This is a genomic window from Pseudoxanthomonas sp. LARHCG66, from assembly GCF_052871755.1.
Genome location: NZ_JBIXJW010000002.1, coordinates 217,973 through 235,138 on the forward strand (window position 1 = coordinate 217,973; position 17,166 = coordinate 235,138).

The 17,166-nt window shown below is 68.2% G+C and carries 15 protein-coding genes and 1 other RNA gene; 1 reads left to right on the forward strand and 15 read right to left on the reverse strand.

The window, feature by feature from the left end; all coding sequences use genetic code 11:
• Positions 1-37: 37 nt before the first annotated feature.
• From ftsA to mraZ, 13 genes are read right to left on the reverse strand one after another with little or no spacing between them, the layout of a single operon-like run.
• Positions 38-1,273: a cell division protein FtsA gene (gene ftsA / locus ACIPRS_RS07855; RefSeq protein ID WP_142125704.1), complete on the reverse strand. Its 1,236-nt coding sequence runs from the start codon at positions 1,271-1,273 to the stop codon at positions 38-40.
• The gene (locus tag ACIPRS_RS07860; RefSeq protein WP_337731514.1) at positions 1,270-2,055 is read right to left on the reverse strand and encodes a cell division protein FtsQ/DivIB; all 786 of its coding nucleotides are present in this window, start codon (positions 2,053-2,055) and stop codon (positions 1,270-1,272) included. Before ACIPRS_RS07860 ends, ftsA begins: the two co-directional genes overlap by 4 nt.
• Positions 2,055-3,014, reverse strand: coding sequence for a D-alanine--D-alanine ligase (locus ACIPRS_RS07865; protein WP_446538150.1), 960 nt, complete (start codon positions 3,012-3,014; stop codon positions 2,055-2,057). The genes ACIPRS_RS07860 and ACIPRS_RS07865 overlap by 1 nt, the downstream gene beginning before the upstream one ends.
• The gene (gene murC, locus ACIPRS_RS07870; RefSeq protein ID WP_337731917.1) at positions 3,011-4,462 is read right to left on the reverse strand and encodes a UDP-N-acetylmuramate--L-alanine ligase; all 1,452 of its coding nucleotides are present in this window, start codon (positions 4,460-4,462) and stop codon (positions 3,011-3,013) included. Before murC ends, ACIPRS_RS07865 begins: the two co-directional genes overlap by 4 nt.
• Positions 4,462-5,556: an undecaprenyldiphospho-muramoylpentapeptide beta-N-acetylglucosaminyltransferase gene (murG, locus tag ACIPRS_RS07875; RefSeq protein WP_446538151.1), complete on the reverse strand. Its 1,095-nt coding sequence runs from the start codon at positions 5,554-5,556 to the stop codon at positions 4,462-4,464. The genes murC and murG overlap by 1 nt, the downstream gene beginning before the upstream one ends.
• Positions 5,553-6,848 carry a putative lipid II flippase FtsW gene (gene ftsW / locus ACIPRS_RS07880; RefSeq protein WP_446538152.1) on the reverse strand — a complete coding sequence of 432 codons (1,296 nt, stop codon included), beginning with the start codon at positions 6,846-6,848 and terminating at the stop codon, positions 5,553-5,555. Before ftsW ends, murG begins: the two co-directional genes overlap by 4 nt.
• Positions 6,848-7,933, reverse strand: a complete 1,086-nt coding sequence (mraY, locus tag ACIPRS_RS07885; RefSeq protein ID WP_337731518.1) for a phospho-N-acetylmuramoyl-pentapeptide-transferase — start codon at positions 7,931-7,933, stop codon at positions 6,848-6,850. The genes ftsW and mraY overlap by 1 nt, the downstream gene beginning before the upstream one ends.
• Positions 7,923-9,302: a UDP-N-acetylmuramoyl-tripeptide--D-alanyl-D-alanine ligase gene (locus tag ACIPRS_RS07890; RefSeq protein WP_446538153.1), complete on the reverse strand. Its 1,380-nt coding sequence runs from the start codon at positions 9,300-9,302 to the stop codon at positions 7,923-7,925. Before ACIPRS_RS07890 ends, mraY begins: the two co-directional genes overlap by 11 nt.
• Positions 9,299-10,783, reverse strand: a complete 1,485-nt coding sequence (locus ACIPRS_RS07895) for a UDP-N-acetylmuramoyl-L-alanyl-D-glutamate--2,6-diaminopimelate ligase (protein WP_446538154.1) — start codon at positions 10,781-10,783, stop codon at positions 9,299-9,301. The genes ACIPRS_RS07890 and ACIPRS_RS07895 overlap by 4 nt, the downstream gene beginning before the upstream one ends.
• Positions 10,780-12,624, reverse strand: coding sequence for a peptidoglycan D,D-transpeptidase FtsI family protein (locus tag ACIPRS_RS07900; protein ID WP_446538155.1), 1,845 nt, complete (start codon positions 12,622-12,624; stop codon positions 10,780-10,782). Before ACIPRS_RS07900 ends, ACIPRS_RS07895 begins: the two co-directional genes overlap by 4 nt.
• Positions 12,621-12,884, reverse strand: a complete 264-nt coding sequence (gene ftsL, locus ACIPRS_RS07905; protein ID WP_192202037.1) for a cell division protein FtsL — start codon at positions 12,882-12,884, stop codon at positions 12,621-12,623. The genes ACIPRS_RS07900 and ftsL overlap by 4 nt, the downstream gene beginning before the upstream one ends.
• On the reverse strand, positions 12,881-13,831 hold the full coding sequence (gene rsmH, locus ACIPRS_RS07910) for a 16S rRNA (cytosine(1402)-N(4))-methyltransferase RsmH (protein ID WP_446538446.1): 951 nt from the start codon (positions 13,829-13,831) through the stop codon (positions 12,881-12,883). The genes ftsL and rsmH overlap by 4 nt, the downstream gene beginning before the upstream one ends.
• A 14-nt stretch (positions 13,832-13,845) precedes the next feature.
• Positions 13,846-14,292, reverse strand: a complete 447-nt coding sequence (mraZ, locus tag ACIPRS_RS07915; protein ID WP_142125694.1) for a division/cell wall cluster transcriptional repressor MraZ — start codon at positions 14,290-14,292, stop codon at positions 13,846-13,848.
• A gap of 322 nt (positions 14,293-14,614) precedes the next feature.
• On the opposite strand from mraZ, the gene ACIPRS_RS07920 reads away from it, so the two are divergent.
• Complete coding sequence (locus tag ACIPRS_RS07920; protein WP_446538156.1) at positions 14,615-15,385, forward strand: NRDE family protein; 771 nt, start codon at positions 14,615-14,617, stop codon at positions 15,383-15,385.
• A gap of 204 nt (positions 15,386-15,589) precedes the next feature.
• Here ACIPRS_RS07920 and rnpB read toward each other — a convergent pair.
• Positions 15,590-15,939, reverse strand: an RNA gene (gene rnpB / locus ACIPRS_RS07925) — RNase P RNA component class A.
• 48 nt (positions 15,940-15,987) lie between these two features.
• The gene (chrA, locus tag ACIPRS_RS07930) at positions 15,988-17,160 is read right to left on the reverse strand and encodes a chromate efflux transporter (protein WP_446538157.1); all 1,173 of its coding nucleotides are present in this window, start codon (positions 17,158-17,160) and stop codon (positions 15,988-15,990) included.
• Positions 17,161-17,166 lie beyond the last annotated feature (6 nt).

A 17,166-nucleotide genomic window follows, 5' to 3' on the forward strand; every position in this document is an offset into this window, starting at 1 on the left:
CGTGATGCCTTTCACTTCGCGGAGGATGTCGCCTCACTCAGAACTCGCCGCGATACCAGTTCTGCAGTTTCTTGAACCAGCTGCCCGCCTTGCCCGTGGGCAGCGACGGACGCCGGGGATGTTCGATCTGGCTGCCCATCAGCAGCAGGCCGACGCCGGTGGCATGCACCGGGTTGCCGACCACTTCGCCCAGGCCGGTGACGTGCTGCGGAATGCCGACGCGCACGGGCATCTGCAGCATTTCCTCGGCCAGTTCGACCACGCCTTCCATCTTCGATGCGCCACCTGTCAGCACCATGCCGGCGCGCACGCGCTCCTCGAACCCGGAGCGGCGCAGTTCCGCCTGCACCATCTCGAAGATCTCCTCGTAACGCTGCTGCACCGCCTGCGCCAGCGCATGGCGCGGCAGGCGGCGCGGCGGGCGGTCGCCGACGCTGGGCACCTGGATGCTTTCTTCCGCCGTCGCCAGCTGCGCGAGCGCGCAGGCGTAGCGCACCTTGATCTGCTCGGCTTCCGGCGTGGGCGTGCGCAGCATGTGCGCGATGTCGTTGGTCACCTGGTCGCCGGCGATGGGCAGCGATGCCGTGTGGCAGATCGCGCCCTGCACGAACACCGCCAGGTCGGTGGTGCCCGCGCCCATGTCGACCAGCACCACGCCAAGCTCGCGCTCGTCGCTGGTCAGCACGGCCACGCTGGAGGCCAGCGAGGAGAAGATCAGGTCGTCGATCTGCAGGCCGCAGCGCTGCACGCACTTGCTGATGTTGGCGGCGGCCGACTGTGCGCAGAACACCAGGTGCGCGTCCACCTCCAGGCGCACGCCGGTCATGCCGACCGGGTTGCGGATGCCTTCCTGCGAATTGTCCAGCTTGTACTCGCGCGGGATGGCGTGGAGGATCTTCTGGTCGGCCGGGATGGCGACGGCCTTGGCCGCTTCCAGCACGCGGTCCAGGTCGCCCCAGGTCACCTCGCCGTCGCGGATCGGCACGATGCCGGGCGAGTTGCGGCACTGCACGTGGTTGCCGGAGATCGACGCGTACACCGAGCGGATCTCGCAGCCGGCCATCAGCTCGGCCTCCTCGATCGCGCGCTGGATGGACTGCACCGTCGACTCGATGTCCACGACGACGCCGCGCTTGAGGCCGCGTGACTCGTGCGAGCCGATGCCGATCACCTCGATCGGATTGCCCGGTGCGTACTCGCCGACCAGCGCCGTCACCTTGGAGGTGCCGATGTCCAGCCCGACGATCAGCGATTTGTCACCCTTGCGATTCATGTAGTGCCCTGCAGAAGACGACCTGCGACCGCGATCGGCGCAGGCAATGGAGACGGTGTGGAAGCTGGCGGCGGCGCCTTGGGCGCTTCGCCCCAGCTGAGCGCGAACCCGTTGGTGTAGCGCAGGTCCGCGCGCACCAGCGGCTGTGCCTGCGCGGTGGCCAGCAGCTGCGGCAGCATCCGCGCGAAGCGGCCCAGGCGTGGACGCGCATCGGTGCGGCCGACGACCACCTGGGTGCCGTTGCCCAGCAGCAGCGACCAGCTGCCGCGCGCATCCATCACCAGGGTGGTGACGTCCAGTCCCAGCGGTGCGAACAGCTGGCGCGATTCGTTGTAGAGCGCGGTCACTTCCTGCACCTGGGAGTCCGGCCCACCCAGCTGCGGCAGATCCAGGCCGGCGAGCTCCTTCGGCAGCGGAAACAGGCGGCCGTGCTCGGACAGCAGTTTGTCGTTGCCCCAGCGCGCGAACGGCTTGTGCTCGGTGATGCGTACCTCCAGCACGTCCGGCCAGCGCTTGCGCACGTCCGCGCGTTCCACCCACGGCAACCGCTCGACCGCGTGCTTGGCGTCCTCCAGCGGGACGGCGAAGAAGCCGCGCTTCGCGTACGGCAGCACGGCGGCCTGCAACTGCGCCGCGTCCACGCGTTCGAACTCGCCCTGCACGCGCAGCCTGGACAACGGCCACCGGTCGGCGCCGATCCAGCCATTGACCACGGCCACGACCGGCAGCGCGACCAGCGCCAGCGCCAGCAACCAGGCCATGATGCGCAGGGCGGCATTCATCAGCCGGCGACCTCCGGCACGGTCTGCTCCAGGATGCGCCAGCACAGTTCCTCGAAACCGATGCCGACCTGCGCCGCTTCCTTGGGCACCAGCGAGTGACTCGTCATGCCCGGGGCGGTATTGACCTCCATCAACAGGAAACGTCCGTCCGCGTGACGCATCACGTCGACCCGCCCCCAGCCACTGCAGCCGGCGGCGCGGAAGCCTTCGAGCGCCAGTGCACGGATCTGTGTTTCCTCGGCCGCGTCATCCAGACCGGGACAGAGGTACTGCGTATCGTCGGCGATGTACTTGGCGTGGTAGTCGTACCAGCCCTGCGCCGGCACGATACGCACCGACGGCAGTGCGAGGTCGCCCAGGACGGCCACGGTGAACTCGCCGCCGGTCAGCATCTGCTCTGCCAGCAGCTCGCCGGGGTAGGTGGATGCGAACGTCGCGGCGGGCACGAGGTCGTCTTCACCCAGGATGCGGAACACGCCGACGCTGGACCCTTCCGCGCTCGGCTTCACGAACACGGGGAAGCCCAGCGCGCGGACCGCTGCCGCGAGGTCGCCACCCGGCGGAATCCGCACGAAGCCTGCGGTCGGCAGACCGGCCGCCTGCCACACCTGCTTGGTGCGGATCTTGTCCATCGTCAGCGCAGAACCCAGCACGCCCGGGCCGGTGTACGGCACCCCGAGCGACTGCAGCAGGCCCTGCAGCACGCCGTTCTCGCCATCGCCGCCGTGCAGGATGTTGAACACCCTGTCGACCTTGCCCGCGCGGATCGCCTCGATGAGGGCCGGCACGCCATCGACGGCGAACGCCTGCACGCCGCGCGCCAGCAGCGCCGCCAACACGTTCTGGCCCGAGTTCAACGACACTTCGCGCTCGCTGGACACGCCGCCCATCAGTACGGCGACGCGGCCGAAACGGGCCGGATCCTTGAAACGCGGCGGTTGCACGGTCACAGTGGTCATGCCGGGTCCTTCGCGGTGAAGCCATGCGCGGCGATGTGTTGCGACATGTGGCCGATGTCACCGGCCCCCATCAGCAGCAACAGGTCGCCGTCCTGCAACACGTCCGGCAGCACGTCGACCAGGTCCGCGACCTGGCTGACCACCACGGGTTCGTTGCGGCCACGCGCACGGATGGCGCGCGCCAGCGATTTCGCGTCGGCGCCTGCGATCGGCTGCTCACCGGCGGGGTACACCTCGCTCAGCACCAGCGCATCGACCTCCGACAGGACCGCGGCGAACGCGTCGAACTGGTCGCGCGTGCGGCTGTAACGGTGCGGCTGGAAGGCCACGACCAGCCGCTTGTGCGGCCAGCCACCGCGTGCGGCGGCGAACACCGCCGCCAGTTCCTTCGGATGATGGCCGTAGTCATCGACGAGCTGCACGCGCGCGCCCTGCGGCGTGGCGATCTCGCCCAGGTCGTTGAAGCGGCGACCGATGCCGGCGAACTTCTCCAGCGCAGCCGCGATGTTCTCCGGCGACACGCCGAGCTGCCATCCGATGGCCGCCGCAGCAAGCGCGTTCTGCACGTTGTGGCGCCCCGGCAACGCTAGGCTGACGCGGATGCTCGCGTCCTCCGGCAGGCGCAGGGTGAAATGCATGCGGCCGCCGTCCTGCTCCACGTCTTCGGCACGCACGTCGGCGTTCTCCGCGAAGCCATAGCTCATCACGTGGCGCGGCGTTTCCGCGGCAATGGCGGCGACTTCCGGATCGTCGATGCACAGCACCGCCAGGCCGTAGAACGGCAGGCGCTGCAGGAATTCGGCGAAGGCCGCCTTCACGCGCTCGAAGTCGTTGCCGTAGTTTTCGAGATGATCCGCGTCGATATTCGTGACGATGGAGATCAGCGGATTCAGGCGCAGGAAGCTGCCATCGCTTTCGTCGGCTTCCGCCACCAGCCATTGCCCGTCGCCGAGCTTGGCGTTGGCACCGGCCGCGAGCAGCTGGCCACCGATGACGAAGGTCGGATCCAGCCCGCCTTCGCTCAGCACGGCGGCCGTGAGACTCGTCGTGGTGGTCTTGCCGTGCGTACCGGCGACCGCGATGCCGCGACGGAAACGCATCAGCTCGGCCAGCATCGCCGCACGCGGGACGATCGGGATGCGCTGGCTGCGCGCTTCCATCAGTTCGGGGTTGTCCTGCCTGATCGCACTGGAGACCACCACGCAATCGGTGCCCAGCACGTTGGAGGCATTGTGGCCGCGCATCACGCGCGCACCCAGCGACGCCAGGCGACGGGTCGCGGCGTTGTCGGCGTTGTCCGAACCGGATACTTCATAACCCAGCGTGCACAGCACTTCCGCGATGCCGCTCATGCCGGAGCCGCCGATGCCGACGAAGTGCACGCGGCGGAACTCCTTCGCCAGGTTGCCGGTGTGTTGCAGGCGGCGCTCGCGTGCAGCAGCCATCATCATGCCTGCGTCCTCATGTTCGTTGTTTCCTCGAGAATGATGTCGGCGATGCGGTCGGCCGCATCGGTCTTCGCCAGCGCGCGCGCGGCCTGCGCCATGGCCAGGCGCTTGTCGCTATCGCCAGCCAGCTGCCGCAGCGTGGTGGCCAGCGCGTCGGCCAGCGTGTCGTCCTGCTTCAGCAGCACGGCTGCACCACGCTCGACCAGGTATTCGGCGTTGCGGGTCTGGTGGTCATCGACGGCCTGCGCGAAGGGCACCAGCACGCTGCCCACGCCGACCGCGCACAGCTCGGCCAGGGTCGAGGCGCCGGAGCGGCAGACGACCAGATCGGCCCACGCGTACGCGGCCGCCATGTCGGTGATGAAGGCTTCCACGCTCGCGACCACGCCGGCGTCGGCGTAGGCCCGGGCGGCTTCGTCGCGCAGCTTTTCGCCGCATTGGTGACGCACCTCGATGCTGCCCGCCGGCAACGTCGCGATGGCCTGCGGAACCGCGAGATTCAGCGCACGCGCGCCCTGGCTGCCGCCCAACACGAGCACCCGCAGCGGGCCACTGCGGCCCGCCAGGCGTTCGGCCGGTGGCGGCAGCACCGCGATCTCGTCCCGCACCGGATTGCCGACCACTTCCTCGCGCGACGGGAACGCACCGGGGAAACCGGTCATCACGCGGCGCGCGACCTTCACCAGCATGCGGTTGGTGAAGCCCGCAGCGCGGTTCTGTTCGTGCACCAGCAGCGGCAAACCCATCAGGCGCGCGGCGACACCGCCGGGACCGGCCGCGAAACCACCGAAACTCACCACCGACCGCGGCGCGCGGCGGCGCAGCACGAAGCCTGCCGCGCGGATCGCGCGCAACACGCGCACGGGCGCACCCAGCAACGCCAACCGGCCTTTGCCGCGCAGGCCGGTGATGGCCAGCGTGTCCAGCGGAATGTCGTGCGGCGGCACCAGGCGCGTTTCCATTGCCCCGTCCGCACCCAGCCAGACCACCGGCACGCCGCGCGCGCGCAACACCTTCGCCACGGCCAGCGCAGGGAAGATGTGGCCGCCGGTACCACCGGCCATGATCATGACGGGAGCGCCCGCACTGCTCATGCGATCCTCTCGAACGTGGGCTCGACGCGTTGCTGCAGGCGGCTGGTGCCGCGCAGCGTCTCCGAGAACGAAGCAGGCGCGGCAGGCACCGGGCGCGGATCGACCGGCACAGGCGAATCGCCCGCACCCTGGATGACTTCCCCGCGCAGCGCGACCTGGCGCTGCGTGCGCTCCAGCTCGTAGGACACGCGCAGCAGCAGGCCCATCGCCACGCAGGTCATCAGGATGCTGGAACCGCCCGATGAGATCAGCGGCAGGGTCAGGCCCTTGGTCGGCAGCAGGCCCAGGTTCACGCCCATCGACACGAAGCTCTGCATGCCGATCCACAGCGCGACGCCGAATGCGATGTAACCCGCGAAGTGCCTGCGCATTTCCACGCAGCGCAGGCCGATGACGAAGGCGCGCCCCACCAGCAGCGCGTACAGCGCCACCACCAGGCAAACGCCCACGAAGCCAAGCTCTTCGCCGATCACCGAGAAGATGAAATCGGTGTGCACTTCCGGCAGATAGTTGAGCTTGAGCACCGAACCGCCGAGGCCGATGCCGCCCCACTCGCCGCGACCGATCGCCATCAGCGCATTGGTCAGCTGGTAGCCGCTGCCGAACGGGTCGGCCCAGGGATCGGAGAACGAGGTCAGCCGGCGCATGCGGTACGGCTCGGCGATTGCGATCACCGCAAGGATCGGCAGGCCCACCAGCACCGGACCGAACATGCGCGGCATGTTGACGCCACCGAGCACCAGCATGCCGGCGGTGATCGCCAGCAGCAGCGAGGACGAACCGAAGTCCGGCTGCATCAGCAGCAGCGCGACCAGGACCACTACCACGCCCAACGGCTTGAGCATCGCGGCCCACGTTGCGTTGACCTCGTCGCGGAAGCGCACCAGGTAGCTGGCCAGCCAGACGATGAAGAAGACCTTCACCGCTTCCACGACCTGGAAGTTGGACACGCCCAGGTTGATCCAGCGGTGCGCGCCCTTCACGCTCACGCCCAGCCCGGGCACGAACACGAGCAGCAGCAATACCACGCACCCCAACAGCAGCAGGTGGTTGCGCGCCTCGATGCTCTTCAGCTCGGTACGCATCACCCACCACGCCAGTCCCGCGCCGGCGACGAGGAACATGCCGTGGCGGACCAGGTAGTAGAACGGATTGCCGTGCTGGTAGATCGACGCCGACGCCACCATCACCACGCCCAGCGACGCCAGCGCCAGCATGGCGCCGAGCAACCAGGGGTCGAAGCGGCCCCCGATGGCTTCAAGACGTGTGGCCTGGCGCGGCGTGTCGTTCATCAGCGCACCTTCAACGTGGCCAGGCCGATGAGGACCAGCACGACGGAGATGATCCAGAAGCGCACGATCACGCGCGGCTCCGGCCAGCCCTTCAGTTCGAAGTGGTGGTGGATCGGCGCCATGCGGAATACGCGCTTGCCGGTCAGTTTGAACGACGCCACCTGGATCATCACCGACAGCGTCTCGATGACGAAGATGCCGCCCATGATCACCAGCACCAGCTCCTGGCGCACGATCACCGCGATGGTGCCCAGCACGGCGCCGAGCGCCAGTGCGCCGATGTCGCCCATGAACACCATCGCCGGATAGGTGTTGAACCACAGGAAGCCCAGGCCGGCACCCGCGATGGCCGCGCAGATGATCGTCAGCTCGCCCGCGCCCGGCACCTGCGGGATCTGCAGATAGCTGGAGAACACCGCGTTGCCCGAGGCGTAGGCGAACACGCCCAGCGCACAGGCCACCAGCACCGTGGGCATGATCGCCAGGCCATCCAGGCCATCGGTCAGATTGACGGCGTTGGAGAAGCCCACGATCCAGAAGTACGCGATGGCGACGAAGCTGATGCCCGCCAGCGGCAGCGCGATCGACTTGAAGAACGGCACGTAGAAGGTCGTCGCCGCCGGCACGTCGGCATACAGATAGAGATACAGGCCGGCGGCAAGGCCGAAGATCGACTGCAGCAGGTACTTCCAGCGCGACTTCAGGCCGTTGGGATCGCGCTTGACGATCTTGATCCAGTCGTCGTACCAGCCGATGGCGCCGAACGTCGCCATCACCAGCAGCACCACCCATACGTACTTGTTGCGCAGGTCGCCCCAGAGCAGCACCGACAGCAGTACCGTCACCAGGATCAGCGCACCACCCATCGTCGGTGTGCCGGCCTTGGAGAAGTGCGACTGCGGGCCGTCCTTGCGGATCGGCTGCCCGCCCTTCAACTGGCCGAGCTTGCGGATCACCGCCGGGCCGAGCCACAGCGACAGGAACAGCGACGTGAGCGCAGCGAGAATGCCGCGGAACGTCAGGTAGCCGAACAGGCCGAAGAAATTCTCCAGGCTCTGCAACCAGCGAGCCAGCTCAAGCAACATGCGATGTGTCCTCCCCGGTGGACAGCAAGATGGCGACGATCCGGTCCATCGCGCTGCCACGCGACCCCTTGACCAGGCAGCGCACACCGGGCCCCAGCTCGACGCCCAGGGCATCGGCCAGCGCAGCATGGCTGTCGAACGGATGCGCGCCTTCACCGAAGGCGGCGGCAGCGGCGGCACTGAGCGGACCCAGCGTGTACAGGCGACGGATCCCGGCGGCCTTGGCGCGACGACCGGCATCGGCATGCAGCGCCTCGGCATCGTCGCCCAGCTCGCGCATGTCCCCGAGTACCAGCCACCCTTCGCCACCGGCCTGCGCACTCGCCGCGGCCAGCGTGTCGATGGCGGCCACCAGCGAGCCAGGATTGGCGTTGTAGCTGTCGTCGATCACTACCGCGCCATTGGCGAGCACGTGCGCCACCTGGCGACCCGCCACCGGCTGCGCGGCCGACAGGCCCTCGGCGATGATGGCGAGTGATACACCGCAAGCCATCGCGATGCCGGCGGCCGCCAGCGCATTCAACACGTTGTGCCGGCCCGGCAGGTGCAGGCTCACGCCTACCTCGCCGTGCGGAGCGACCAGTACGAAATCCGAACCCTCCGCCGTCGCGCGGATATCGCGCGCGGAAAGGTCGGCCGTGGTTTCCAGGCCGAAGCGCAGGATCCGGCGATCCGGCACGCGGCTGGCGAAGTACTCGGCGAAGGCATCGTCGGCGTTGATCACCGCGGTACCGTCGGCGGGCAAGGCGTCGTAGATGGCGCCCTTGGTCTCCGCCACGCCCATCAACGAGCCCATGCGCTCCAGATGGGCGGCAGCGATGTTGTTCACCAGCGCCACTTCCGGCGTCACGATGTCGGTCAGGTAGGCGATGTCGCCCGGCTTGCCCGCACCCATTTCGTAGACCGAGAAGTCGGCATCGTCGGGCGCGTCGATGACGGCCATCGGCAAGCCGACCTCGTTGTTGCGGTTGCCGGGATTGAAGTAGGTGACGCCAGCGCGCTGCAGGATGGAGACCACCAGCGTCTTGACCGTGGTCTTGCCGTTGCTGCCGGTGATGGCCACGGTCTTCTCCACCCGGTCGCGCTGCAGGCCGGCGGCGATGCGCGCGATCGCCAGCAGCGTGTCCGGCACGACGACCTGCGGCACGTCGACCTTCACCTCATGGTCGACCAGCACTGCGGCAGCGCCGCGCATGGACGCGTCGTAGGCGAAATCATGGCCATCGAACCGCTCGCCGCGCAGGGCGACGTACAGGCTGCCCGGCATCAGCGTGCGCGTATCGTGGGTCAGCGAGCCGATCACGAGGTCATCGCCCAGCAGTTCACCGCCCGCCCAGTGCGCCAACAGGGAAAGGGGAAGACGCTTCATCGGCGCTCCTCCAGTGCCTGACGCGACACGGCGGTGTCATCGAACGGGTGCTTCACGCCATGGATTTCCTGGTAAGGCTCGTGACCCTTGCCTGCGACCAGTACGATGTCGTCGGCGTCGGCCTGCGCGATCGCCTGCGCGATCGCCTGTGCGCGGTCGCGCCGCACCGTGACGGCGTCCGGACGGGAGAAGCCCGCCATGATGTCCGCCACGATGCGGTCGCCATCTTCGGTGCGCGGATTGTCGTCGGTGACTACCACCACGTCCGCCAGGCGCTCGGCAATCGCGGCCATCTGCGGACGCTTGCCCGCGTCGCGATCGCCGCCGCAGCCGAACACGCAGAAGAGCCTGCCCTGCACGTGGTCGCGCAGGCTGGCCAGCGCCTGTTCCAGCGCGTCCGGCGTGTGCGCGTAGTCGATGACGACCAGCGGGCGAAGGTTGCCTGCGGCATCGCTGTCGCCGCCGAGCCGGTTCATCCGGCCATGGATCGGCGCCAGGCGCGACAGCGTGCGCGCGATGTCGGCCGTGGTATCGCCCAGTGCATGCAGCGCGCCGGCGACCGCCAGCAGATTGTCCACGTTGAAGCGCCCCAGCAGGCGCGACTGCACGGGCTGCACATCGTCGCCGACGACCAGTTCGAACGCGATGCCGTTACCGTCCAGGCGCAGTGCATCCGCGCGCACGCTGGCCTCGGCCTGTCCGCGCGAGCTCACGCCGATGCGCTGCACGCCATGCGGCAGGCGCGCGAACAGGTCGCGCCCGTAGGCATCGTCGAGATTGACCACGCCGGCCTTCAGGCCGGCACGGAAGAACAGCAGCGACTTCGCGGCGCCGTAGCGTTCCATGTCGCCGTGGTAGTCCAGATGGTCGCGGGTGAGGTTGGTGAACATCCCGACATCGAAATGCACGGCGTCCACGCGGCCCTGGTCCAGCGCATGCGAACTGACTTCCATCGCCACGGCCTTGGCGCCGGCGTCGCGGAACTGCGCCAGCAGCGCATGCATCTGCAGCACCAGCGGCGTGGTGAAGCCGGTGGGCACCACTTCGCCGTACATGCCGGCGCCCAGGGTGCCCACGGTCGCGCAGCGCACGCCGCGCAGGTGCCACGCCTGCGCCAGCAGCTGTACGGTCGATGTCTTGCCGTTGGTGCCGGTGACACCGACCATCTTCATGTCGTGCGACGGCGCCGCGTGGAAACGGTCGGCCATGACGCCCATGCGCGCGCGCAGGCCGGGCACCGCGATCGCATCGCGCGGCGCCTCCAGTCCGTCCGGCACCGGCGGCTCGAACAGGATCGCGCTGGCGCCGTTTTCCTTCGCCTGTACGGCGAAGTTCAGGCCATGCGCGCCGAACCCGGCGATGGCGACGAAGGCATCGCCCGGCTGCACGCTGCGGCTGTCCAGCGTCAGGCCACGCACGACGATGTCGCGCGGCACCTCCACGTCGGGCAGCAGTTCGGCCAGGGCCATCATCCGCCTCATCGCGTCGCCCCCGTCGCCGGCAACACGGCCCGCGGGGCGTCGAACGCGGACGGGTCCATCGTGTCGACGGCGTCGTCGACGAGGGCCGCCGGCACGGGTGCGCCGCCTCCGTTGGGCTTCTGCGTGTTCCTGGCCTGCGCGGCGAGCCACGCCTCGATGTCATCCGGCGGCACGTCCATCAGGCGCAACGTTCCGTCCATCACGTCGTGGAATACGGGAGCGGCGACCAGGCCGCCGTAATAGCCGCCTTCCTGCGAGTCGTTGATCACCACGACGGCGGCGAAACGCGGATTGCTGGCGGGCACCAGGCCGGCGAAGAACGACGCGTAGCGACCTTTCGCATAGCCACCGCCGGACGCGATGCGGGCGGTGCCGGTCTTGCCCGCCACCCGATAGCCGAGCACGCCGGCACGCTTGGCGCCACCCTCGGTCACCACGGTTTCCATCATGCCGACGACTTCGCGCGCGATCGCAGGATCCAGCACCTGCGGCGCTTCGCCCCGCTGGCCCTTCACGAACGTCGGCGTCACCAGCCGGCCGCCATTGCCCAGCGCCGAGTAGGCGCGTGCGATCTGCAGCGGCGTGACCGCCAGGCCGTAGCCGTACGACATGGTCGCCTTCTGCAGGCCATTCCAGCGATCCGGCGGCGCCAGCATGCCGGCGGACTCGCCCGGGAAGCCGCTGCCGGGCTTCTGGCCGTAGCCGAAGCTGTGGATGCTCTCGTAGAAGTAGGCGTTCGGGAGCTTCTCTGCAATCTTGATCGAGCCGATGTTCGAGCTCTTGGTGATGACGCCCGTGACGGTCAGCACGCCGTTGTTCCGGGGAACATCCCTGATGGTGTAGCGGCTGTTCAACGCCATGTAGCCCGGATTGGTGTTGATCAGCGTCGAGGGCGTGACCACGCCGGCCCTCAACGCCGTCGACACGGTCAAGGGCTTCATCGTCGAGCCCGGCTCGATCATGTCGGTCAGTGCGCGGTTGCGGCGCGCGTCCGGCTTCACCCGCTCGATCGCGTTGGGGTTGTAGGTCGGCAGGTTGACCATCGCCAGCACTTCACCCGTGGCCACGTCCATGATCACGATCGAGCCGCTGCTGGCCTGGTGCTCGAGCAGTGCATTGCGCAGCTCGCGGTGCGCGAGGTACTGGATGCGGCGGTCGATGCTGAGCGTCAGGTCCTTGCCCGGCTGCGCGGAGCGGATCAGGTCGACGTTCTCCACGATGCGGCCACGGTTGTCGCGGATCACCTTCTGGGCACCGGGCGTGCCGCTGAGCCATTCGTCGAACGCCAGTTCCAGGCCTTCCTGGCCGCGGTCGTCGATGTTGGTGAAGCCGAGCACGTGGGCCATCGCCGGCCCCTGCGGATAGAAGCGGCGGAATTCGCGCTGCGAGAACACGCCGGGAATCTTGTGCGCCAGGATCCGCTGCGCCTCGTCCGGATTGATCCGGCGCTTGAGGTACAGGAATTCCTTGTCGGCACGCTGCGACAGGCGGTTGGTCAGGTGGTCGACCGGCACGCCCAGCGCCTTCGCCAGCTCGGGCAGACGATCTGGCGCCTTCAACAGCTCCTGCGGATTGCCCCATACCGATTCCACCGGGGACGACACCGCAACCGGCTCGCCATTGCGGTCGGTGATCATGCCGCGCGAGGTGGGGATGGGGATCTCGCGCAGGAAGCGCGCATCGCCCTGCCGCTGGTAGAAGTCGTGGTTGATCAGCTGCACATAGGCGGCGCGACCGACCAGGCTGATCGAGCACAGGCCCATCGCGCCCAGCACCAGCGCAAGGCGTCCGCGCAGGTTGAACCGGGCGCGGTTGCGGTTTTTCGCGGGCGCGGCGTTCATGGCCTGATCACCACCACGTCAGCCGTCTCGGGGAACTTCATGCCCAGGCGGACGCGTGCCACCTGGTCGATGCGCGTGGCCTCGGCGACGGTGGCCTGCTCCAGCTGCAGGCGGCCGAACTCGACGTTCAGTTCGTCGCGGGCACGCTCCAGCCGCGTCACTTCATCGAACAGCACGCGGTGGCGATGGCGCGCGTACACCACGCCGATCGCCGAGGCGATGCTGGCCAGCACCAGCACGATCAGCAGGAAGCGGGTCATGCCGCCACCTCCAGCTTCTCCGCCACGCGCAACACCGCGCTGCGTGCGCGCGGGTTGGAGGAGACTTCGTCGGGTTCGCCTTTCTGTCCACTGCCGATCGCTCGCAGCGTGGGCGCGAAGGTATCCGCCACGGGCAGGCGTCGATTGGCTGGCGGTGCCTTCGCGTGCCGGTTGATGAACTGCTTGACGATGCGGTCTTCCAGCGAATGGAAGCTGATCACCGCCAGCCGGCCGCCCACCTTGAGCCGCGCCAGCGCCGCCTCCAGTCCTGCCTCGAGATCGGCCAGCTCGCGATTGATGTGGATGCGGATGGCCTGGAAGCTGCGCGTGGCCGGATGGATCTTGTCGCCGCGCGGCATCACCGACGCGATCGCGGCGGCCAGGTCGGCGGTACGCACGAACGGCTGGGTGGCGCGGCGCGCGACGAGGGCGCGCGCGATGCGGCGGCTCTGCTTCTCTTCGCCGTAGGTCCAGAGGATGTCGGCGATCTCGCGCTCTTCGGCGCGGGCGATCCAGTCGGCGGCGCTTTCGCCGGCATCGGGATCCATGCGCATGTCCAGCGGACCATCCTTGCCGAAGCTGAAGCCGCGCTCGGCGACATCGAGCTGGGGCGACGACACGCCCAGGTCGAGCAGCACGCCATCCAGGCCTGCGGCGGTTTCGTCCCATTGCGCCATCGAGGCGAAGCTGCCGCGACGGATCGCCACGCGCGCGTCGCCCGCGAACATCTGTTCGGCATGCGCGATCGCGTCGGGATCCTTGTCCATCAACAGCAGCCGGCCTCCCGGGCCGAGTTGTTGCAGCACGCCGCGCGCGTGGCCTCCGCGCCCGAAGGTGCCGTCCAGGTATGTTCCGTCCTCTTTCACCTGCAGCCCTTCCATGACCTGCGTGTACAACACCGGCAAGTGCAGCGCTGGGAGGTGACCGGCCGGCGCGGACTGCCGCATGCCGTCACCCTTGCTCACAAGCGCAGCTCGAGCATGTGCGCGCTCAGATCGTCGTCAGTGAGGGTCTGACGGATCTGCGCGTGGTGCGCCTGTTCGCTCCAGAGTTCGAACTTCTCGCCCATGCCCAGCAGCACGGCCTTCTTCTCGATGCCCACCGCACTGCGATGGCTGGCCGGGATGCTGATGCGCCCATTGCCGTCCAGTTCCACGGGCGAGGCGGCACCGACCAGCTTCAGTTGCAGATTGCGGTGCGCGCGCTGGGTGCTGGGCAGCTTGTTGACGTCATCGCGTACGCGCTGCCAGACCTGTTCCGGGTAGAGATAGAGGCTGCCGGCTTCGAAGGGGTTGTAGGTGATGACCAGGCGATTGCCGCACTCGCGCGCGACGAGGTCGCGGTACGCGGTGGGCACCGCGAGCCGTCCCTTGTCGTCCACTGTGATGGCGGTCTCACCCTGAAACACGGCCCCTGCCTTCCCGGTTCGCTAAAAGAGCGATCAATTGAACCACGGAAAACCACTAAAAACCCGGTTTTCCCTCTGCTACCCACCTTAGCACTGCGCACAGGGTTGTCAACAGGAAAGCGGACGGGAAATCGCTTGGCGGATCAATGGCTTGCAGCAAACTTCAGAGACTTGTTCAAGCCTTATCCACAAGTTGCTGTTTCGTCTCAAATTTTGAGATTGAGGAAGGATTCAGTGAGGTGATCGTCGTTTCACATATCGGCTGACGGCGAGGCCGGGGCCGGAGTGGAACTGCGCAAACCGCCGGTCCAGAATCCTCCCCATGTGCCTGGTCGCGCTCGCCTGGAACGTCCATCCCCGCTGGCGGCTGTTGCTGGCGGGCAACCGTGACGAGTTCCACGGGCGCCCGACCGCAGCGCTGGCCGCCTGGGCCGAGGCGCCGGGCGTCCTGGCGGGCCGCGACCTCCAGTCGGGCGGCACCTGGGCCGGCGTGGACCAGCAGGGCCGGATGGCAGTGGTGACCAATGTGCGCGACCCGGCCATCCAGGTGCCGGGGGCGCCCTCCCGGGGCCACCTGGCGGCGGGATTCCTGGGCTCTCCCGGCGGCGCCGACCATCGTGCGGCGGGTCTGCTGACGGCGGCGGAAGGGTTTGCCCCGTTCAATCTGGTGCTGGCCGATGCGGTCGCATGCGAATACGTCAGCAACTACCCCACTCCACGCCGGATCGCCCTGGCACCCGGCCTGCACGCCGTCTCCAATGGGGACCTGGACGAACCCTGGCCCAAGACGATGGCCCTGAAGGAACGACTGGCCGCGTGGGTCGCCTCCGGGGAAGATGACGTGACGCCCTTGTGGCACGCCCTGTCGGACGAAACCCGCGCGCCGGATACACGCCTGCCCGACACGGGTGTTGGACGGGACCTGGAGCGAATGCTCTCGTCCGCCTTCATCCGCGACGCCCGTTACGGCACCCGCGCCAGCACCCTGATCGCCATCGACCACGGCGGACATGGCTGGATAAGCGAGCGCCGGTTCGGTCCGGAGGGGGTGTTCGAGGGGGAGACGACATTGCGGATAGGAACGGGCGCGTAGTCGACCCTTCCACGTCTGAAGTCGTGCGGTCGCGAATGACGTCGCTCCTACAAGAAAACAGCGAGCACCTGCTTACGAGCCCCCTGAGTCAGGAGACGGCGAGCGCAAAGCACGAGCGGGGGGTCTGGAGGCCAAGGGCCTGGGGCCCAAGGTTTGCGCCGCAAACCTTGGGACTTTCCGAAGCGCCGGTGGCGCTTTGGAAAGCGGCGGAGCCGGCCGGTAAGCCGGGTTCTGTCGTGGACAGTCATTCCTCTAGGCGCAACGTCACCGTTACGCTCAAGCAACCTACCCGGACCCGACGCGGGCCGCGCCATGAGGTCCCTATTTGGTCTTGCTCCCGGTGGGGTTTGCCGTGCCGGTCCGTTGCCGGACTCGCGGTGCGCTCTTACCGCACCATTTCACCCTTGCCGTCCTGCCGAAACAGTCTTAGGCGGTATCTTTCTGTTGCACTTTCCGTCGGCTCGCGCCGCCCAGGCGTTACCTGGCACCGTGCCCTGTGGAGCCCGGACTTTCCTCGGCATTGTTTCCAATGACGCGACTGTCTGGCCGGCTCCGCCGCATGCATTGTCGCACAGCTGCCGCCCCCGCCCCGTCGCGAATGATCAGGGGAATGCGTGCAGCAACATGCCGAGCAGAGGCATCCCCAGCACGACCCACGCCATCGGCACCCGCATCGCCAGCGCGGCGATGCCCGCAACCACGGCTACCACGTCCCATGCCCCGGACACCGCTTCCGTCCAGAGCGGATCGTAAAGCGCTGAAAGCAGGAGGCCCACCACAGCCGCATTGATGCCCGCCAGGACGCCACGCATGCGCGGCAGCGCCACGATGCGGTACCAGAACGGCAGCACCCCGATGACCAGCAAGAACGAGGGCAGGAAGATGGCGACCAGTGCCAGCAAGCCGCCGGCCCACCCGCCGGATCCAGCGCTCATGGACGCACCCAGGTAGCCGGCAAAGGTGAACATCGGTCCCGGCACCGCCTGCACCGCCCCGTAGCCCGCGATGAAGGCGTCCTGCGCCAACCAGCCCGGCGCGACCACACCCGCTTGCAACAACGGCATCACCACGTGCCCGCCGCCGAACACCAGCGCGCCCGCGCGATAGAAAAGACCGAACACGTCGGCGGAAGAACCTGGCCCGGACAGCCACCACGGCAGCATCAGCAACGCGGTGAACACCACCAGCGCGACGACGCCCACCCGGCGCGAGGGTACGCCACGCATCGATGGCGTCGGCGCACTCTTCAGGTCCCGCCGCAACGCCAGCCCCGCCACCGCACCCGAGACGATGACGGCCAGTTGCATCCATGCCGCCGGCCACGCGACCAGCACCGCCGCGCACCCCAGCATCAGCAGCCACGTGGCCGCATTCCGGCAGAACGCACGCGCCATCCCCCATGCCGCATGCGCAACCACGGTCACCGCCAGCAGCTTGAGTCCATGGACCAGGCCCTCCGGGATATCGCCCCATCCATGCGAGATGCCGGCACCCAAGCCGATCATCAGCAGTGCGGAAGGAAGGGTGAAGCCACACCAGGCCGCGAGCGCACCGGGAAGACCCGCACGGCCCAGGCCGACCACCATGCCCACCTGGCTGCTGGCCGGCCCCGGCAACAGTTGGCACAGCGCGACGATGTCCGCGTACTCGGCCTCGTCCAGCCAGCGACGACGCACCACGAACGCCTCGCGGAAGTAGCCAAGATGGGCGATCGGCCCGCCGAACGAGGTCAGCCCGAGACGCAGGAAAACAAGGAAGACGCGCCACGCTTCCATGGCGTC